At 62.1% G+C, this 20216-nt stretch carries 14 protein-coding genes and 2 pseudogenes; 12 read left to right on the top strand and 4 right to left on the bottom strand.

From position 1 onward, the window contains the following. Position 1 precedes the first annotated feature (1 nt). Entirely contained in the window at positions 2 to 1174 is a 1173-nt protein-coding gene (dgoD, locus tag DEVEQU_RS03155) for a galactonate dehydratase (protein ID WP_126149114.1), read from the bottom strand. Between the two features lie 123 nt (positions 1175 to 1297). On the opposite strand from dgoD, the gene DEVEQU_RS03150 reads away from it, so the two are divergent. The 8 genes from DEVEQU_RS03150 to DEVEQU_RS03115 all read left to right on the top strand — a co-directional run bounded on the left by DEVEQU_RS03150 (position 1298) and on the right by DEVEQU_RS03115 (position 13093). Next, positions 1298 to 2215: a carbohydrate ABC transporter permease gene (locus DEVEQU_RS03150; protein ID WP_126149113.1), complete on the top strand. Its 918-nt coding sequence runs from the start codon at positions 1298 to 1300 to the stop codon at positions 2213 to 2215. After that, the gene (locus DEVEQU_RS03145) at positions 2212 to 3054 is read left to right on the top strand and encodes a carbohydrate ABC transporter permease (RefSeq protein WP_126149112.1); all 843 of its coding nucleotides are present in this window, start codon (positions 2212 to 2214) and stop codon (positions 3052 to 3054) included. The genes DEVEQU_RS03150 and DEVEQU_RS03145 overlap by 4 nt, the downstream gene beginning before the upstream one ends. Positions 3055 to 3079: 25 nt before the next feature. After that, positions 3080 to 4360 carry an ABC transporter substrate-binding protein gene (locus DEVEQU_RS03140; RefSeq protein WP_126149111.1) on the top strand — a complete coding sequence of 427 codons (1281 nt, stop codon included), beginning with the start codon at positions 3080 to 3082 and terminating at the stop codon, positions 4358 to 4360. Positions 4361 to 4430: 70 nt separating this feature from the next. Continuing rightward, positions 4431 to 7136 (top strand): sugar-binding domain-containing protein, encoded by a 2706-nt coding sequence (locus tag DEVEQU_RS03135; protein WP_164550213.1) that lies wholly within the window; start codon positions 4431 to 4433, stop codon positions 7134 to 7136. Then, on the top strand, positions 7133 to 8194 hold the full coding sequence (locus DEVEQU_RS03130; RefSeq protein WP_126149109.1) for an ABC transporter ATP-binding protein: 1062 nt from the start codon (positions 7133 to 7135) through the stop codon (positions 8192 to 8194). The genes DEVEQU_RS03135 and DEVEQU_RS03130 overlap by 4 nt, the downstream gene beginning before the upstream one ends. A gap of 86 nt (positions 8195 to 8280) precedes the next feature. Next, complete coding sequence (locus DEVEQU_RS03125) at positions 8281 to 8904, top strand: TetR/AcrR family transcriptional regulator (protein ID WP_126149108.1); 624 nt, start codon at positions 8281 to 8283, stop codon at positions 8902 to 8904. Further along, entirely contained in the window at positions 8901 to 9989 is a 1089-nt protein-coding gene (locus DEVEQU_RS03120; protein ID WP_126149107.1) for an efflux RND transporter periplasmic adaptor subunit, read from the top strand. Before DEVEQU_RS03125 ends, DEVEQU_RS03120 begins: the two co-directional genes overlap by 4 nt. Continuing rightward, on the top strand, positions 9989 to 13093 hold the full coding sequence (locus tag DEVEQU_RS03115; protein ID WP_126149106.1) for an efflux RND transporter permease subunit: 3105 nt from the start codon (positions 9989 to 9991) through the stop codon (positions 13091 to 13093). Before DEVEQU_RS03120 ends, DEVEQU_RS03115 begins: the two co-directional genes overlap by 1 nt. 36 nt (positions 13094 to 13129) lie before the next feature. On the opposite strand, the gene DEVEQU_RS03110 is transcribed toward DEVEQU_RS03115, so the two are convergent. Further along, positions 13130 to 13696: a TetR/AcrR family transcriptional regulator gene (locus tag DEVEQU_RS03110; protein ID WP_126149105.1), complete on the bottom strand. Its 567-nt coding sequence runs from the start codon at positions 13694 to 13696 to the stop codon at positions 13130 to 13132. 93 nt (positions 13697 to 13789) lie between these two features. Between DEVEQU_RS03110 and DEVEQU_RS03105 the strand changes: the two genes are divergently transcribed. Further along, positions 13790 to 15298: an MFS transporter gene (locus DEVEQU_RS03105; protein ID WP_126149104.1), complete on the top strand. Its 1509-nt coding sequence runs from the start codon at positions 13790 to 13792 to the stop codon at positions 15296 to 15298. A gap of 119 nt (positions 15299 to 15417) precedes the next feature. Here the strand turns inward: DEVEQU_RS03105 and DEVEQU_RS03100 are convergent, their stop codons facing one another. Continuing rightward, the gene (locus tag DEVEQU_RS03100; protein WP_126149207.1) at positions 15418 to 16590 is read right to left on the bottom strand and encodes an ROK family transcriptional regulator; all 1173 of its coding nucleotides are present in this window, start codon (positions 16588 to 16590) and stop codon (positions 15418 to 15420) included. Between the two features lie 22 nt (positions 16591 to 16612). Here DEVEQU_RS03100 and DEVEQU_RS03095 point away from each other — a divergent pair. From DEVEQU_RS03095 to DEVEQU_RS03085, 3 genes and pseudogenes are all read left to right on the top strand, one after another. After that, positions 16613 to 17278: pseudogene (locus tag DEVEQU_RS03095) on the top strand (carbohydrate ABC transporter permease); the annotation flags it as partial. Further along, complete coding sequence (locus DEVEQU_RS03090) at positions 17278 to 18129, top strand: carbohydrate ABC transporter permease (RefSeq protein WP_126149206.1); 852 nt, start codon at positions 17278 to 17280, stop codon at positions 18127 to 18129. The pseudogene DEVEQU_RS03095 and the gene DEVEQU_RS03090, both read left to right, overlap by 1 nt. A gap of 19 nt (positions 18130 to 18148) precedes the next feature. Beyond that, positions 18149 to 18771 (top strand): annotated as a pseudogene (locus DEVEQU_RS03085) (ABC transporter ATP-binding protein); the annotation flags it as partial. 174 nt (positions 18772 to 18945) lie between these two features. Here DEVEQU_RS03085 and DEVEQU_RS03080 read toward each other — a convergent pair. Continuing rightward, a complete protein-coding gene (locus DEVEQU_RS03080; protein ID WP_164550212.1) occupies positions 18946 to 19962 on the bottom strand; it encodes an AraC family transcriptional regulator in 1017 nt (338 codons plus the stop codon). Between the last annotated feature and the right edge of the window lie 254 nt (positions 19963 to 20216).

Here is a 20216-nt window from a genome sequence, read left to right as displayed (position 1 = left end):
GTTACCAATCCACGATGGTGCCGTCGGGCATGACGGCGTTCTGGGTGTGCAGGACTTCCTGGGCGAAAGGGTGCTTGGCACATTCGGTCTCGTCAACAACGATGCCGAGACCGGGCGCATCCGGCACCTGCCAGAAGCCGTCGACCATGCGGATCGGGCCCTGGACGACATCGAAATACCACGGCACTGCCCCCACCATTTCTTCTTGGATGACATGGTTCGGGGTCGAAACGGCAAAGTGCAGCGCGGCGACGCCGGCAATGGGACCGAGCGGGTTATGCGGCGCCACACCGATGCCCAGCGTTTCGGCACGGGCGGCGACTTTCTTGGCCTCGAGCAGACCGCCACAATGGCAGATATCGGGCTGCACGATATCGATGGCTCCCGTCGCGAACAGCACTTCGAAATCGGTACGGTCGATCAGTCGCTCACCGGTTGCCAGCGGCACGCTGGTCTGCCCGGCGAGGCGCTTGAGGCTTTCGAAATCGGCGGGTGGGACCGGTTCTTCGACGAACATCGGACGCGCTGGCGCCAAGGCCTCGATATAGGCCAGTGCGGCTCCGGCAGAGGCCGGGCGACCATGGAAATCCACCATGATCTCGATCTCATCGCCCACGGCCGCGCGCATTGCTTCCATCATGCGGGCGACCTTGTCCACCTGCGGCAGCGGTGCGTGATAGTGGGTATAGGGGACAAACACCGCCTTGAAGGCGCGATAGCCGTTTTCAACCACTTCGCGAGCGCGCTCAACGATCGGGTCGATGGAATCGGTCTCGTAGACGGCCCGCATATCGCCCATGCCGAGATGGGTGTAGACGCCCACCTTGTCGCGGACTTTGCCACCGAGCAGTCGCCAGACCGGGACATCAAGGTGCTTGCCCAGGATATCCCACAGCGCCAGCTCAATGCCTGACACCGCGCTCATGCCCACTGCACCGAGACGCCAGAAGCTTTGCTTGGTCATGACGCGCACCGCCTGCTCGATGTCGCGCGGGTCCCGGCCCAGCAGAAGCGGCGTAAGGTCGTCGACTGCGCCGACAACGGCGCGCGTCTTCCATTCGAGCGTTGCCTCGCCCCAGCCGAAAAGACCGGGCTCGTCGGTTTCAACCTTGACGAAAACCCAGTTCCGCATTTCGGCATTGACCACGCGGGTCGTGATGGCTGTGATTTTCACGCGTCACCCATAAATCAGATTATTAAATGCTAGATGCACCAGCCGAAACGGTCAAGTCGCCGAATTTATCTTGACAGCGCCATTAAACATCAGATTATTAAATTCATAAAACGGAGGATAAGCATGGCCACTGGCCGCGCTGGCAAGACCCTGCATCGTATGCGCCGCGACACCGCCTTCTACTGGTCGGTGGCGCCGTTCCTTTTGATCTTCCTGGTCTTTTCCGTTTTTCCGGTGCTGTTCTCGCTCTATCTCGGCTTCAATCGCTGGGACGGCTTCACCGATCCGCAATGGGTCGGGCTCGAGAATTATGGCCGGGCGCTGCGCGATCCGGTGTTCCAGAAGGCCATCGGCAACACAATCTATCTGTGGTTCTGGTCCAGCGTGGTCACCATCGGCCTGGCGCTGGGCATTTCGGTGCTGATCAACGACTATGTCGCCTTCGGCAAAAGCTACTTCCGCATGGTGTTCCTGCTGCCGCTGCTTGTGGCGCCGGCGATCGCAGCCATCGTGCTGAGGGTGTTCTTTTCGGCCAATGGCGGCATCGTCAACCTGCTCTCGGGGGCGATGACTGGCACGCCGAGCTATTTCGACTGGCTCGGCTCCGAGGCCTTCATCAAGCCGCTGGTCGTTCTGCTTGTCGTGTGGCGCTGGACCGGCTGGTACATCATCATCTTCATGGCTGCGCTGCAGTCCATCCCCCGCGACATCTATGAGGCTGCCCGAATGGATGGCGTTGGCCGCTGGGCCATTTTCAGCCGCATTACCCTGCCGCTGCTGCTGCCCTCCGTCGCCTTTGCGGCAATTACCGCGACGCTGGGCGGATTGCAGATGTTCGACGAGCCCTATGTGCTGACGCAGGGGCTGGGTGGCACCAACAATTCGGCAACGACCTTGGGCATGTATCTCTTCGCCACCGCGTTCACCCGCCTCAATTTCGGCGTCGGCTCCGCTGTTTCCTGGTACATTTTTGCTGCGGTTGTCATTCTCACCCTGCTTTACCAGGCTGGCCTGAAACGCCTGCGGGGAGCCTCGGCATGATCCGCTCCCTCATCAATCGCGAAAAGCGGTTCAATCTTGTCGTCACCCTGGCGCTCGTCTTGCTCAGCATCGTGTTCATCCTGCCGATCTATTGGACTGCTGTTTTTGCGACCCGCACCATCGGCGAGGTGTTCCAGTTCCCGCCACCGCTGTGGTTCGGCGATAATCTGGTGCAGAACTACAAGAATATCGAGGCGGTGTTTCCCCCTTTCCGTCCGATCATCAATTCGCTGATCGTTGCCATTCCCAAGACTGTGGGCCTGGTACTGGTCAGCGCCCTCGCCGGCTACGGGCTCTCCCGCTATACCCGCGCGCCGGGGCACAAAACCGTGCTGGTCGTCACCTTCGCGACGCTGTTCTTCCCGCCATCTCTGGCGCTGATCCCGTTCTTCCTGCAGATGAACGCCATCGGCTGGCTCAATACCTATTGGCCGTTGATCCTGCCCGCCCTGGCATCGGGCTTCGGCGTGGTCTGGATGTACACCTATATCGGCTCCACGGTGCCCAGGGAGCTGTACGAGGCCTCGGAAATGGACGGTGCCAAGGGCCTGGCGACCTTCGTCTTCGTGGTTCTACCCATCATCCGCCCGGGCCTTGCCGCACTCGCGGTCTGGACGCTGATCAGCACCTGGAACGACTTCCAGATCCCGCTCGTCGTCATCAGCGACGGCACCAAATTCACCGTTCCGCTGGCACTGACCACGCTCTCCACCACCCACTATTCCGACATGCCGGCGGTGATGTTGGCAACGCTGATGGGTCTCGTCCCCGTCTTTATCCTGTTCGCGCTGCTAAGCCGCCAGTTCATCGCCGGCCTGACCGCCGGTTCCGTCAAATGACGCCTATGCAAATGGAGGATTTGCTATGAAGACCGTTCTCAAGGGGCTCGCTGCCATGGCGCTCGCCGGCGCTATCAGCCTGCCCGCTCTGGCCCAGGACGCGCCAGACACATCGATTTCCGGCACGATCAACGTGCTGACCTGGCCCAACAACGATCGCACGTTCCAGGCCCTGCTGCCCGCTTTCAACGCGGCCTATCCCAATATCACCGTCAACATCCAGGGCATTCCCCAGGCCAACAATGCCTATCTCAACGCCGTTCAGCGCGCCATGCTCGCGGGCGGCGGCACCGATGTCGCCATGATCGAGATCGGCATGATGGCACTGCTGCGCGACAAGCCGCAATGGGTCGACCTGGCCCAGGCGCCGTATAATGCGGGTGAGTTCATCAACGACTTCGCTGGCTTTACGGTCGCCAATGTCACGCTGCCCGATGGCAAGATTTCGGCCCTCCCTAAGCATACCGGTCCGGGTGGCATGTTCTATCGCTCCGATATCTTCGGCGAAGCGGGGCTGCCGACCGATCCGACCGAAGTCAGCGCGCTGTTTGCCGACTGGAATACGTTCCTCGAGGAAGGCAATAAGCTGGCTGTGCCCAATGAGCGCTGGCTCATCGGCAATGGCGAAGAAATCGTGCGTGCCTATATCGCGCAGAAGGGCGTGTCCTATTTCAACGCCGATGGCCAGTTGCAACTCGACGATCCCGCCTTCCGCGAAGCGCTCGAACTGGTCAAGACCGCCGGCGAAGCTGGTCTGATTTCGCCCTTCACCGCCTGGAGTCCGGAATGGCAGGGTGCCTTCCAGCGCGGCCAGCTGGCCACCGTGCTCTATGGCAACTGGTTTGGCGGCCTGCTCAAGCGCGCCTATGCCACCGACCAGTCCGGCAAATGGGCCGTGACCCAGGCCCCTGGCGTCGATGGCAAGCGCTCGTTCAACTCGGGCGGCGATTATATCGGCATCCTGGAAGGCTCGCAGAACAAGGAAGCGGCCTGGGCCTTTGTGAAATGGCTCGTCACCAACGACGAAAGCCTCAAGCAGCAGTACCAGAACGACGACCTCTACCCGGCCTATACGCCTGCCGGCACCGCCGACTGGATCAACTTCGAAGATCCCTATTATGCCGGCGAAAACGTCAACACCATTTTCGCCCCGGTGCAGGCCGAGATGACGCCCTTCACGCTCAACGCCCTGGACAACAACGTCTATACGGCACTCGGCACGGCCATCAACAATGTGGCACGCGGCGTTCAGTCGGTTGATGATGCCCTGGCCGCCATCAAGGCCGAAGTCGAAGCCCAGATGTAAGGCGACGGGGGCGGGCTACGGCCCGCTCCACCCCGCCCTATCCACCACCGGACCAGCCCCGAGATCGACCATGCTTACTTCCATCCCGCTTGAAGGCGAATGGGCCTTTGCCTTGGACCCCGACAATCGGGGCGAAGCCGAGCAATGGTTCCAGCGTGACCTCGTGGACACCATTTCCCTGCCCGGCAGCGTCGACGAGGCGAAAAAGACGCCACTTTCGCGCTTCCGGACCATGGCCCATCTCAGCCGGCGCCACCCCTATATTGGCAAAGCCTGGTATGCGCGCCGGTTCGACGTGCCGGAGGGGCTGGAAGACCATTTCTTCCACATCGCTCTCGAGCGTCCGCATGGCGAGGTCAATATCTGGCTCGATGGCTATAAGCTCGGCCGCGACGAGAGCCTGTCGACCGCTGTGCGCATGCTCGCCGGCAAGCTCTCCGCCGGGTCACATTCGCTGGTGATGATGATCGACAATTCCCGCTTCGAGGCAGTTGGCGAAGCCATCATTCGCGACCATGCCCTGATGGGCGACGTCGCCCATTCCAAGACCGATCACACCCAGACCAATTGGAACGGTGTTGTCGGCTATTTGCGTGTCGAGGCGGCAAGGCAGCAGATCGCCCGCGTCGATGTCGATGCCCGCAGCCATAAGGCGAAAATCGATATCGAACTCGACGTCTTCGACGCCGACAATCGCTGGCCCACCTGGTGGCAGGGCGAGCACGACAATGAACTGGTGCTGACCTTCACTTTCGCGGGTGAGGACACGCCGCTGGAAGTCCGTCAGCCGATCGCCGTCGATAGCGGTTTCACCAAGCTCTCGCTCGAGGTCAACCTTCCCGAACGCGCGCGGCTATGGGACGAATTCGATCCGGTCGTGCACGCGCTGCGCGTCGAATGGTATCGTGACGGACAATTGCAGGATCGGTACGAGACCGCCTTCGGCATCCGCGATTTTACGAGGGACGGTCGGCACCTCGTGCTCAATGGACGACGCGTGTTTCTGCGCGGCACGCTCGACTGCGCCATTTTTCCGCTCACCGGCTACCCACCAACCGATCACGCAGGCTGGGAGAAGGTGTTCGGCACGGCCAGGGCCTATGGGCTCAACCACATTCGCTACCACTCCTGGTGTCCGCCAAAGGCGGCCTTCGAGGTGGCAGACAGAATGGGGATCTTGCTGCATGTCGAAACCCCCGTCTGGCCGGTTCTCGGCGCCGATCCCGCGCTTGATCGCTACATCCATGCCGAGGCCGAGCGCATCGTGCGAGACTATGGAAACCACCCCAGCTTCGTCATGCTCTGCGTTGGCAATGAAGTGAACGGCTCAGGGACCCACAGCTTTCTCGAACGCTTTATCGACAAGTGGCAGGCCCAGGATCCGCGACGCCTCTATACCGGCGGGTCGGGCTGGCCCACGGTCAAGCGCGCCGACTACATTTCCAAACCCGAGCCGCGTAATCAGCGCTGGGGCGAGGGCCTCGATGGCCGGCTGAATGCCCGGCCGCTGGAAACCATGACCGACTGGAGTGAGTGGGTGGATGCCGTGCCCATGCCGCTGGTCAGCCATGAAATCGGCCAGTGGTGCGTCTATCCCGATCTTGAAGAAATCGCCAAATATACGGGCGTGCTCGAAGCCCGCAATTTCGAGATGGTGAAGGCCGATCTCGAGGCCAAGGGGCTGGCAAATCTCGCGCACGCCTTGATGATGGCAAGCGGCGCGCTGCAAAGCCAACTCTACAAGGAAGAGATGGAGGCGGCGCTGCGCACACCGGACATGGCCGGAGTTCAGCTTCTCGGCCTGCAGGATTTCCCTGGCCAGGGCACGGCGCTGGTGGGCGTGGTCGACGCCTTCTGGGACGAAAAACCCTATGTGACGCCGGACCAGTTCCGCGAATTCTGCGCGCCGATCGTGCCCCTTCTCCGCGCCGAGCGCTTCGTGCTCAGTGAGGGTCAGTGTTTTGCCGCAAAGGTACAACTCGCCCAATTCCATGCGGTCCCGTTGCCGGCTGGACAGCTGCGCTGGCGCCTCATTGATGCGGATGGCGTTGCTGCACGTGAAGGCACCCTTGCTCATCATGGTCTCGCCAGCGGTGCCCTGCACGATCTCGGAACCATCGAGATTGACACCGCCGGATTGCATGCCCCGGCGCGATATGAGGTGGTGATCGACTTGCCGGGCACCGACTACCGCAATCGCTGGGCACTCTGGACCATGCCTGCGCCCGGAGAGGCTCTCCCCCTGCCGATCATTTCGGCGCTGGACGCTGACGCTCTCGCCAGGCTTGCTGCGGGCGAAACCCTGGTGTTGACGCCTCCTCCCGAGGCGCTAAAACCCAATGCCATTCTCGGCCATACCGCCGCCTTCTGGAATACGCTCTGGACCGATGGGCAGGCACCGCACACGCTGGGGCTGCTGAACGATACCAGCCATCCGCTGTTCCGGAATTTCCCCTCGGCGACCCACACCGACTGGCACTGGTTTGAGCTCAGCTTCCGCCGCCGGGCACTCGATATCGCCGGCACGGCCTTCCGCGCCATCGTTCGCGTCGTCGACGACTGGAACGAGAACCGCGACCTGCTGCTGCTCGGCGAGGCGCAGGTCGGCAGAGGCCGGCTGATCATCTCGGCTATCGACCTTTCAGGTGCGCTCGAGAGCCGACCGGTGGCGCGGGCCATGCGCACAGCGCTCGCAACCTATCTGCAGTACCCCGCTGCCGCCCCGCAGCTTACCCCAGACGCCGTTCAAACCTGGTTCGAAAGGATCACCCAATGACCGCTATCGAGCTGCGCGATGTCCGAAAAAACTTTGGTGGTGTCGCCATCATCCACGGTGTCGACCTTGCGATCGAAAACGGGGAGTTCGTGGTGTTTGTCGGCCCCTCGGGCTGCGGCAAGTCCACCTTGCTGCGCATGATCGCCGGGCTTGAAGACGTCTCGGCCGGTGACGTCTTGATCGATGGCAGCGTGGTCAACGATATCGAACCTGCATCACGCAAGCTGGCCATGGTGTTTCAATCCTACGCGCTCTACCCACATATGAGTGTCGAGCAGAATATGAGCTTCGGCCTGCGCATGACCGGCACGTCGAAGGACGAAACCAAAAAGCGCGTTGCCGAGGCCGCCCGCATCCTGCAACTCGACCAGTTGATGCGCCGCAAGCCGGCGCAGTTGTCAGGCGGCCAGCGCCAGCGCGTCGCCATCGGCCGCGCCATCGTCCGCCAGCCGCGCGCCTTCCTGTTCGATGAGCCGCTCAGCAATCTCGACGCCGAATTGCGGGTGCAGATGCGGGTCGAGATTGCCAAGCTGCATCAGGATCTTGGCGCCACCATGATCTATGTCACCCACGACCAGGTCGAGGCCATGACTCTGGCCGACAAGATCGTGGTGCTGCGTTCAGGGCGCATCGAGCAGATCGGCAGCCCGGCGCAGCTTTATGCCGACCCCGACAACATCTTCGTTGCCGGCTTCATTGGCTCGCCCAAGATGAACCTCATCAATGCCACCAGCGATGGCAGAATTGTTTCGGCTGGCGGCATCACCCTCGACTTTGCCGGCCTGGCGCTTCCATCCGGCAGTGTCACCGTCGGCATCCGACCTGAACAGTTCGATGCGCCTGTTACCGCGCCCCATGGTTTTGCCGTGACAGCGCAGGTGGTCGAGAATCTCGGCGGGACGTCCATTGTCCACTGCGCCCTGCCCGACGGCCAGATCATATTGGTCGAACAGCGCGGCGCAGTCCGGACCAAAGCGGGCGAGGCGCTGCGATGCGCCTTCGACCCCGCCAATGTCCTGCTTTTCGACGCAGAGGGCCGGCGCCTACGCTCCCATTAAATGGCTTCCCACACTGCAGGCAGCGCCGCTTGACATTTAACTAAACGCGTATATTAAACGCGTTTAGTTAAACAAGAGGCGGATGAATGGCCAGGCCAGCACTGACCGATGCGGAAGAGCGCGCGATGCGCAGCACTATCCTGCTGCAAGCCGCGCGCATTATCGCGGCCCGCGGCTATAGCGCTCTATCGATGCGCACGCTGGCGCTGGAAGTCGGGCTGTCGCCTGGCGCCCTCTATCGTTATTTCGCCAGCAAGCAGGAGGTTCTGGCTGCCCATGCTTCCGAAGCGGTCGAGGACATGACTGCGCGGCTGCAATCAATTGCCAGCGCATCCCTGCCACCCGTGCAAACCGCACGCGCCATGCTGCTCGAATATTGCCGCTTCTGTGCCGAGGACCCCGATCGGTTCCGCGTGCTGTTTTCCCACGAAGCAGAAGAAGCGGCGCGCTGCAGCACGCGCTCTCCCGCACCCAGCGTGGAAGAGGCTTTTGCACTGGCAGAGCGGCAGGTGCAGCTCTGCCTGGACAGCGGCGACTTTGAGGCGCCGTCGGCGCGCGCGGCGACCCTGGTCTTGTGGGCCTGTGCGCATGGTCTGGTGAGCCTGTGGAGCACGATCACCGAGATCGAGATCGGCGACAGCCAGGCCTTCTTTGAAATGGGCATTTCGACGGTCCTGCGCGGACTGCGTTCTGAGAGCATCAACACATGAAGAAGATCGGTTTTGTATGCCTTGCCGCGCTGAGCCTGGCGCTGGCGGGGTGTTCCGCGCAGTCCGATGAGCATAGCGATGCAGTGGCCGAGCACGTGCGGCCGGTGCGCATAGTGGTTGCAACGCGCTCAGCGGCTACCGCAAACCTCGTCTATACCGGCGAAGTTCTGCCACGCACGCAAACCGGCTTCGGCTTCAAGATGGGCGGCAGGCTGATCGAGCGGCTGGTGGATGTCGGCAGCACAGTGGCGCCCGGCGATGTGCTCGCCCGACTCGACCCGATCGATATCGAAAACCAGTTGCGCAGCAGCGAGGCCGATTTGGCCAGCGCCGAGGCGGGCCGCGACACTGCCCAGGCCGCCTTCAACCGCCAGCAGACCCTGTTCGGCAATGGCGTGATCACCCGGGCGCAGTTCGAGGCTGTTGAGCTCGAATTCAACGCCGCAAAGGCGCGCGTCACCAATGCCGAAGCGGCGCTGGACATCGTGCGGGAAAATCTCAAGCAGACCGAACTCAAGGCCACCGCCGCCGGTGTGGTGACCCAGATTGACGGCAATGTCGGGCAGGTTGTTGCGGCCGGCCAGCCGGTGGTGATGATTGCCTCGAACGACCAGCGTGACGCTGCCTTCGATATACCCGAGCAATTGCTCGAGCCCAAATTCTCCGCGGCCGCCGTGGAGGTGGCGTTGTTGTCATATCCCGACATTCGCTTCTCCTCCCATATCCGCGAAGTGAGCCCGATTGCCGACCCGACCACCCGAACCTACCGAGTGCTGGTGGAGCTGACGGGCGCACCGGAGCAGATGTTCCTGGGCGCCGCCGTGACTGGCACCATCGACCTCGGCGGTGGCGATGTTTTCCGCCTGCCGTCCAGCGCCATCACCAGCCAGGACGGCAGACCGGCAGTGTTCGTGGTCGACCCCGAGACGCTGACGCTCGAGCGCAAGCCTGTGGCGCTGGCGCAGCAGACCAGCGCGCAAATCATTGTCGGAGATGGCCTCAACCAAGGAGACCTGGTGGTCACTGCCGGGGTCAGCAAATTGCGGCCCGGCCAAAGCGTGCGGCTCGAGGACGGCCAGAAGTGATGAGCCAGCCACAAAAGCCCAAGCAGGGCTTCAATCTTTCAAGCTGGGCGCTCAACAACCAGTCCTTCGTTGTCTTCCTCATGCTGCTGACGGTGCTGGCTGGCACCTTCAGCTTCCTCAACCTGTCCCGCGGTGAAGATCCGCCCTTCACCATCAAGACCATGGTGGTTTCGGCAGCCTGGCCGGGCGCGACCATGCAGGATACTGCGAGTCTCCTCACCAATCTCATCGAGAAAAAGCTGGAGGAGACCCCGAACCTCGATCACGTACAAAGCTATTCGCGGCCGGGAGAAGCTGTGGTGTTCGTCTATCTGCGCGACGACACCAAGCCGGCCCAGGTGACGGATGCCTGGTATCAGGTGCGCAAGAAGATGGACGATCTCGTGCCGCGCCTGCCCGAGGGCGTGCGCGGCCCGTTCCTCAATGATGAGTTCGCCGACACTTTTGGCATCATTTACGGTTTCCAGTACGAAGGGTTCAGCGCCGGAGACATCCGCCAGCGCGTCGATAACGTGCGGACACGCCTGATGGCGGTGCCCGATGTCGGCAAGATCGAACTGATCGGCGTGCAGCCCGAACAGATCACCATTGCCTTCCAGACCCGCAAGCTCGCCGCGCTCAACCTCAATATCGATGCAGTGATCGCCAGCCTGCAGGAACAGAATGCTGTGGCGCCGGCCGGCACCATCGAAACCGCATCGGAAAAAATCGCTGTCACAGTCGATGGGGCCTTCACCAGCGAAGACAGCATCCGCAAGGTGGTGCTGCGTGTCGACAACCGCTTCGTGCCGCTCACCGACATTGCCGAGGTTTCTCGTGGGCCAATCGATCCACCATCGCCCGGCTATCGCGTCAACGGCAAGCCGGCCATCGGGCTCGCCATCTCGGTGGCCGAGGGCGCAGACGTGCTCAAATTCGGCAAGGAGATCGACGCGGTGATGGCCGAAGTAACTCCCGACCTGCCTTACGGCATCGATGTGGTGAAGGTGGCCGACCAGACCGAAGTGGTGGACCACGCCATCGAGCACTTCATCAAAGTGCTGCTGGAAGCCATCGCCATCGTGCTGGCCGTGTCATTCCTCTCCCTCGGCACGCGCGCGGGCCTGGTAGTCACCGTGTCGATTCCTTTGGTTCTGGCCATGACCTTCATCGGCATGGAACTGGCCGGCATCGGGCTCCAGCGCATTTCGCTGGGGGCACTGATCATCGCACTGGGGCTTCTGGTCGATGACGCCATGATCACGGTCGAGGCAATGGTTGGCAGGCTCGAGCATGGCTGGGAAAAGTCCCGCGCCGCAACCTATGCCTATGAAACCACCGCCTTTCCGATGCTCACCGGCACGCTGGTGATGATCGCCGGCTTCGTTCCGGTGGGCTTTGCCGCCTCCAGCGCGGGGGAATATTGCTATTCCCTCTTCATGGTGGTGCTGATTGCCCTCAGCACCTCATGGATCGTCGCAGTGGTGTTCGCACCGCTTCTGGGCGTTTGGATCCTGCCCAAGACCGTCAAGCCACACAAGGAAGGCGGCGGCAGGATCATGCGCGGCTATGCGCGTATACTGGACCTCGCTCTCAAGCACAGGCTGGCGACCCTGTCGCTTGCCGTACTGGCCTTCGGCGCCTCGCTGGTCGGCTTTACCCAGATCGAGGAGCAGTTTTTCCCAACAGCCGACCGCCCGGAGCTGATGGTGAGCCTGACCTTGCCGCAGAACGCCTCCTATGCGGCCACCGACGCGGATGCCCAAAAGCTCGAAGCATTCCTTTTGGACGACGCCGATGTGGACCATTTCTCCACCTATATCGGTTCTGGCGCCATCCGCTTCTATCTACCGATGGACCTCCTGCTCACCAATGACAACGTCACCGAATTTGTCGTCGTCGCCAAAGGCCTGGAGGCGCGAGACCGGCTGCAGGCGCGGCTCGCGAACTATCTCGAGAGCGAATTTCCCGAAGCGATTTCGCGCGCATCGCCACTCGAACTCGGACCGCCGGTGGGCTGGCCGCTGAAGTTCCGCATCACCGGGCCCGACCATGCCATGGTGCGTGACCTATCGATGCAGTTCGCCAATCTGCTGGCAGAAAACCCCTCGACGCGCGGCATCAACCTGACCGCCGGCGAACCCCAGCGCAGCGTGGACATCGAGATCGACCAGGTTCGCGCCCGCGCCTTGGGCATCTCCTCCAAGGACATCGCCTCGCTGACCGCCACCGTCTATACCGGCGCGCCTCTCACCCAGTTGCGCGAAGGCGACCAGCAGATCGAAGTGATCGTGCGCGGCGACACCACCGACCGTTCGGACCTCGCCACCATCGACAATCTCCAGATCTCCGCTCCCAACAACCGCTCGGTGCCGCTCCGCTCCATTGCCACGGTGAGTCACGGCGTCGAAGACCCCATTATCTGGCGTCGCAACCGCCAGGCGATGATCGTTGTCCAGGCCGATGTGGCGCCGGACATGAAGGCGGCCACGGTCGTCGAGCAGATGCGGCCCGCCATCGCCGACTTCCAGGCCGGACTGCCCGCCGGCTATGCTGTGGACATTGGCGGGGTGGTGGAGGAATCCGCCAAGGGCAGCGAGTCAGTCTTCGCCATGCTGCCCGCGACCCTGCTGATCATGATGACGCTGCTGATGATCCAACTGCGCAGTCTGGCGCGCATGGCCCTCGCCATCTTCATGGCGCCTTTCGGGCTGATCGGCGTGGTCATTGCCTTGCTGGCCACCGGGGTGGCCATGGGTTTCGTCGCCCAGCTCGGCATTATCGCGCTGGCCGGGATGATCATCCGCAATGCTGTGATCCTCATCGAGGAGGTCGACACCAATATTGCCAACGGAATGGAGCCTGATGCGGCGATCCGGGCGGCGTCGCTGCATCGGGCACGCCCGATCGTGCTGACTGCCTGCGCAGCGGTGTTGGGTATGATCCCAATCGCCACCAGCGTGTTTTTCGGACCCATGGCCTTCGCCATCATCGGCGGGCTGGCGATAGCCACCTTCCTGACGCTGACCCTGCTGCCGGCGGCATTCTCCATGCTGCTGCAGTGGGAACGTCGCAAGGTTATGGCAACTGCGGCATCAGCGGAGATTGAGGCGAGCGCATCATGAAGGCGACACGGCGGGGACGATCGTATTCCCCGCCGATCATCGATCTGGCTGGGGCGATTGCTGGTCCTTGCCGAACGTGTGGTCCAGGAAAATGGCTTCGATGTCATCCAGCTGAGACTGCCAGTCCAGATTGCTTTCGACGCCCCAGATGCGCAAGGCAAAGAGGCCCTCGACCGCGAGGAAAGCCGCCTTGGCGGTTCGGGCCTCCTGCGTGTCCCCCATCTTTTCGAGGATCGCACTGTACCATTGCACCGTGGACAAGCGGTTCTTGGGGTTCTGCATGTAAGCGATCATCAGGCCCGCCATCTTTGCGCCAATGACAGCCTGCGAAGAGCGCATTGCGGCAATGTAGGCGCGTACGAACCCGATCGGCCCGACCGTCTGAACGTCTGGAATCAGTGCGTCAAATTGCGTGGTCCACCGATCGACAAGCGCCCGGATCAGATCATCCTTCGAGGCGAAGGCGTACTGAACCCCACCCTTGGAGATGCCCGCTGCCTTGGCCAGAGCGTCGATCGTCAGTGTTTGAGGCCCGTCCGCATTGACGATTTCCTCGGCAATAGTCAGCAGGCCGTCCCGGCTGATTGTCGGTTTTCTGCCCATGCATTTTTCCCTTGAGAGCGTCGTTCGGCACGATTGCATTCCATACGTATGTATTTATATGGAGCGCTCTGGTTTTTTCAATCTGGTGATTCAATGTCTGCCCATTACCGCGACCCCAAGCGCTGGCTGGTCCTCATCGCTGTCATGTTGGCGTTTCTTCCGGTCGTCATCGATATGACCGTCCTTCATGTTGCCGTGCCCACTCTGACACAGTCATTGGGCGCATCCAGCACGGAAGTGCTCTGGATCATCGACATTTATCCGCTGCTGATGGCGGGCCTGCTGGTTCCGATGGGAACGCTCGCCGATCGGATCGGCAACCGCAAGGTGTTGCTGACCGGTCTCACCATCTTTGGCACGGCCTCGGTTATCGCTGCATTTTCACAAAGCGCTTCGATGCTGATCGCGGCGCGTGTGCTGCTGGCGCTCGGCGGCTCCATGATCGTGCCCTGTGTACTGGGGACCATCAGGCGCACCTTCGAGGATGATAGCGAGCGCGCAATCGCATTGGGCATGTGGGGCACGGTCGGCTCGGCAGGAGCCGCCGTAGGCCCGTTGGTCGGTGGCGGCCTCCTCGAGCACTTCTGGTGGGGCTCGGTCTTCCTCATCAATGTCCCGGTCATGCTGCTGGTCGCCCCCACATGCTACATGCTGCTGTCGCGCCATGAGCCGACATCGAGCGGGAAGTGGGCGCTTGGCCAGGCTCTGCTGCTCATCGCCGGAATGATCTCGCTCGTCTATGCCGTGAAAGCAGGTTTTAGCGGTAGCCAGCCTATGGTCATCCTGCTGCCGATCGTGGCGTTCGGCCTGGCCATGCTCTGGCTCTTCGCCAGAAAGCAGCTTCGTTCGGACAATCCGATGCTCGATCTCTCCCTGTTCTCCCATCCGGCAATCGTCGCCGGCATGGTCATGGCCCTGGTGGCCACCGGCGCCCTTGCCGGTGTGGAACTGACCCTGGCTCAGGAACTGCAATATGTCATCGGCAAGACGCCGCTCGATGCCGGCCTGTTCATGATCCCGATCATGGTCGCCGCGGGTATCGGGGGGCCGATCGCGGGCTTCCTCTCCAACATGTTCGGCCTGCGCCTGGTGGCCACCGCTTCGCTGTTGGTTGGGGCAGCGGCGCTGGCATTTCTCGGCAGGGCGGATTTTCATGACCCAGGCCTGTTGGTTCCGCTCGCTCTGGCTGTTGTCGGCCTAACGCTCAGCATCGGCCTGACCGCGTCGTCCATTGCCATTATGGGCTCGGTTGAGCCCGAAAAGGGCAGTGCCGCAGGGGCGCTGGAAGGCACGGGCTACGAACTTGGCACCGGCCTCGGCATCACGCTTTTCGGCGTGTTCATGGCGAGCGTCTTCAGCCAGGCATTGCAGGTGCCACCGGACCTGACGCAGCACTTGGCGCAACAGGCGAGCCGCTCGATCGGCGATACCTATCTGGTGGCGAGCCAACTCCCTGCCGAACAGGCGGCGGCCCTGATTGCTGCAGGGAAGGCGGCCTTCAGCGCCGCTCACGTCACCTTACTGAGCGTTGCAGCGAGCGTGATTGCCGTGCTTGCGATCGCCGTCTATTTCCTTTTGGCGAGCTATCGCAAACCGGCGTGATTGGTGGGCAAGCGAAGGCGTCAGCCGCATCACGGCTGACGCCCAGACCTATCCAGTATTGGCGGGCGCTGCGGGCTCGCCACCTCTAAATATGGGTGCGCATCTATATTCTTTGCCGCTCACTCCAGCTTGGTGGCGCCGTCCTGCGCCGCGAAGTCAAAAATCTGCCTGGTAGCCAGAGCCGCGGCGCCCTGCGCCCAGGAATTGTCGACCCAGTCCGGCATGATCGGCGGCGGCGTCCACAGCATGCCTTCGGCCAGCGCTTGGCGCATCGGGTCGAACAGGAAGTCTCCGAAGGCCACGGCCTCGCCACCGACCACGATGATTTCCGGATCGATCACATGGCAATAGACAGCGAGCACACGACCAATGCCGCGACCCGCCTCGGCCAAAATGTCCTTGGCCAGAGTGTCGCCGGCCTGAGCCGCTGCAACCATGTCGAACCGCGTCACGCCAGGTGACTGGCCGGAGGCCTTCTGCCAGCGCGCAACTATGGCCGGCTCGGCAAAATGGGCCTGCAGACAGCCCCGACGGCCGCACTCACATGTGAGGCCAGATGGATCGTGATTGGTATGGCCAATCTTGCCTGCGGAACCGGTGAAGCCATGATGCACCGCCCCTTCGATGATTACCGCGCAACCGATGCCGGCCACGATCGCCAGAGCGCCGACCGTCTTGTGATGAAGTCCAAGGCGAAACAATTGCTGCGCCAGGGCAAAGGCGTTGGTGTCATCCTCCGCCCAGACGGGCACATGCACGCGCTCCGCAAGCATGCTGGCAATGGGGACATTGCGCCAGCCAAAGCGATGGCTTTCCCGACAGATCCCATCCTGCACCGACCCCGGCACCGCGATGCCGATGCCGATCAACCGCGATGCTTCAGAACCGCCTTCGGCGAGCAGGGCCTGCACAGCCCGGGCACAGATATCCGCAACCGTCTCCGGCGCCTGGTCGGGAAGAGAAAAGGTCCGGGTCAGAAGCGGGGTGGTCGAGAGGTCGGTCAGGACGCATTCCACGCTACCGACCATGACCTTGAGGCCCACCGCAAGCAGGCCGGAATAGTTGATCTCGACCGGAATCGGTCGGCGACCGGTGGCGCCCTTGCTGGGTGGCCCTTCGACCAGCAGGCCCTCTTCGATGAGATCGCCCACCGCGAAGGTCACGGTCGCTCCGCTCAACCCTACCGCCGCAGCGATTTCGGCGCGACTGAGAGCCCCGCGCTCCCGCAGCAGGTTCAGGATCAGGCGCCGGTTCAAGGCGCGGGCGGTCCCCTGATCAATCTTCATCGCCAAAGCCTCGTTTATTAGTTTTGTAAATGTCATCTGGCTGATCGTCTTCATGCTGGCGCCGCCTGCCGGGCTGGCAATCGCCTTGCTGGTGAACCAGCAGATCCGAGGCATGCGCATCGTCAAGTCGCTGTTCTTCGTCCCCCTGGTACTGGCCTCGGTGGCGGTCGGCGTTGTGTTGACCTGGGTCTACACCCCCGAGCTCGGTCTCCTGGCAATCGTCTTCAAGGCGTTCGGCGCCACGGCACCAGCTTTGCTTTCAGACGAAAACCTCGTCACCTTTGCGGTGGTTTTCGCTGCGCTCTGGCCGCAGATCGCCTTCTGCATGGTGCTCTATCTGGCCGGCCTCAACAGCCTGTCCGATGATCTCATCGGTGCTGGTCGCGTCGATGGTGCCAAGGGCTGGGACATGCTGCGCCATGTCGTCTTGCCGCAGCTCACCCAGGTAACCTTCATCGCCATCGCCATCACGGCCATTGGCGCCTTGCGATCGTTCGACATGGTGTCAGTGATGACCCAGGGCGGCCCGTTCGGCTCCTCGCAGGTGCTCGCCTATCAGATGTACGAGCAATCCATCTTTTCCTATCGCTTCGGTTATGGCGCGGCCATCGCCACGGTTCTGTTCGCCATCATGCTGGTGTTCATCCTGTGGTATCTGGGCCGGATCATGCAGGCCGAAGATCGGAGCGCATGATGTATCCACGTCCCATTCCCAAGACCGCACGTGGCCTGCGCGCCGCCTATATGACGCTGGTGGTTGCCATCCTGCTGCTTTGGCTGGCGCCCCTGTTTGCCATCATGCTGACCTCGGTGCGTGCCGCCAGCGATATCGCCACCGGCAATCTGTGGGGTTGGCCCACGGCATTCGGCCTCGTCGACAATTATGTCGGCGTGTTCACCCAGACACCGATGGCGCGGTTCTTCGTCAACTCCCTGCTGATCACCGTACCATCCGTGGTATTCGTGCTGGCGCTCTCGACCCTTGCCGGGTTTGTGCTGTCGAAATTCACCTTCCGCGGCAGCATGGTGCTTTTCGCCATCTTCATCGGCGGTAACTTCCTGCCGGCGCAGATCATGATGATCCCGGTGCGCGACCTGATGGTGAAGCTGGGGCTCTACGACACCACCTGGGCGCTGATCATCTTCCACACCGCGTTTCAGACCGGGTTCGCCACCCTGTTCATGCGCAACTTCATCGCGGCGCGGCCCAAGGAACTCTTTGATGCGGCACGTGCGGAAGGCGCCTCACCGGCACAGATCCTGATGCATGTGGTGGTGCCCCTGGTCCGGCCCGCACTGGCGGCGCTGGCCATCCTGCTCTTCACCTTCATCTGGAACGACTATTTCTGGGCGGTGGTGCTGACCATCAGCGACAGCGTCAAGCCGGTGACGGCGGACCTGGCCAATCTGCGCGGGCAGTATGTGTCCGCCTGGAACACCATTTCGGCAGCCACGGTGATCGTCGCGGTACCGCCGGTCATCATGTTCTTCCTCATGCAACGTCACTTCATCGCCGGCCTCACCATGGGCGCGGTGAAGGGCTAAGGCGAGAAAGCGAGCAATCATGTCCAGTCTCGAACTCCGCAACATAGAAAAGCGCTATGGCGCCTACCATGCTTTGCGCGGCATCAACCTGACCGTGGAACCCGGCGAGTTTATCGTCATGGTCGGGCCCTCCGGTTGCGGCAAGTCCACCCTCCTCAAATCCATCGCCGGTCTCGAGTCGATCGACGGCGGACAGATGATCATCAATGGCCGGGACGTGACCCACGCCGACCCGGGTGACCGTGGCATTGCAATGATTTCCAGCCCTATGCGCTCTATCCGCATATGACGGTCGCCGAAAATATGGGCTTTGGCCTGCGCATGGCACGCCGTCCGAAGGCGGAGATCGAGGCCGGCGTGCAGCGCGCCGCCAAAATCCTGCGGCTGACCGATCAGCTCGACAAGCTGCCAAAGCAGCTTTCCGGCGGCCAGCGCCAGCGCGTTGCCATCGGTCGGGCCATCACCCGCTCGCCGGAAGTATTTCTCTTCGACGAACCGCTTTCCAATCTCGATGCGGCGCTGCGCACGCAGATGCGGGTGGAGCTCTCCACTCTGCATGCCCAGCTCGGCGCCACCATGGTTTATGTCACCCATGATCAGGTGGAGGCCATGACCATGGCCAGCCGCATCGTGGTGCTCAATCTCTCGCACGAGGCACGCAGCGTTGCCAATCTGCCCGCGGGTGAGGCCCTGGTCGGGGCAGCGTTCCGCACCGGCGAAGTGGCCACCCTGCCCGGCCATGAATGCCTGATCCTGGCTCTGGCCTAGCAAACGCCATCGCCCGCCTGGTGCCTTGGCGTCAGGCGGGCGATGATTTCAGCGCCGGCTCTCCTGCGGCGTCAGGCCGAAGCGGCGCTTGTAGCAGGTGGCGAAATACTGGCTGGACGTGAAGCCCGCCTCCAAAGCAATTTCGGTCACCGAGACATTGGCGCGTTCGCTCAGCCAGCGCTTGGCCGCTTCGAGGCGGATCATCTGCAGATAGCGCACCGGCGTCATATTGGTGATCGCCTGGCAATGCTGGGAAAACTGGGTGCGTGACAGGCTACATTCAGCCGCCATGTTTTCCAGTGTCCAATCCTCGTCCAAGGCATGCGACAGGCGATCGAGGAATATCTGTACCGTACGCTTGGAGCTGGCGAGATCGGCATCGAGCTGGGGCGACTGGCTTTCCAGCTGTTCCATGAACTGCAACAACAGTGTCGAGATCGAAAGCCGCATCCGGGTTTCGCTGCCCACCACATCGTTGCCAGCAACAATCTGGGCGATGTCGTGGAAGGTGCGCGCGACCTCGCGGCTGGCCGTCAATACATGCTGCTCGTTGCGCGACAGCAGCGTGGTGAGCCGGTCGATGTCGCGCTCCGACCAGGCCATCCAGTCGGGCCACAGCCAGTTTTCGTGCGGGCGGCGCACGCCGACGTCGAACAGCACCCAAACGATCTGGCTGGCACCGACATGCGGATCGCCGAACTGGTGCAATTGCCAGGGGCGGACCACGAACATCTGGCCTTCGCTGACCTCGTGGCGCTGGCCGTCGATTTTGAGGATCATGCTGCCGCGCGCCATATAGGCGATCTTGACCCCCTCATTGCAGTGCTCCTTGAGGCCCCAGTCCTGCATGCGCGCCGCGTCCCAGCCGCCGACGGAAAGCACCTGCGGCAGTGCATCACCCAGGGGCCGTCCGGGATATTTGCGCCGCGTCCAGGCGCTGAGCATCACCTTGCCAGCCAGCGAGGCCTCATACAGATCCGAACAATTGCCCGCATACATGAGCGCACCCGGCTCGGTGAACACCGCCGGCCGCAAGAGGGCTCGCGCCTTCGCCTCTGCATTCATGCCTGATCTCCCCCGTATAATTTTTACCAGTGTGCGTTTTCGAACGCATCGCCATTTTGCTTGCGCCATGATGCACATGTTCCGCAGCCAACCGCAAGGTGGGTTTGGAACCGCCAGACGCCCGAAAATGCGGCAGATCAAGCTGCGCCATGGGTGATGGCTATTGGAGGACATGAGCGCAACGCCGCACAAGGCGACGTTCGTTTTTTGCCAAAGCGACATGCGACCCATGATGTTGCACGCACTGGCAATGA

It is taken from the genome of Devosia equisanguinis, assembly GCF_900631955.1.
Lineage (GTDB): Bacteria > Pseudomonadota > Alphaproteobacteria > Rhizobiales > Devosiaceae > Devosia > Devosia equisanguinis.
The sequence above is the reverse complement of the archived record's forward strand: the minus strand, read 5'-3'. Positions and strand labels throughout refer to the sequence as shown.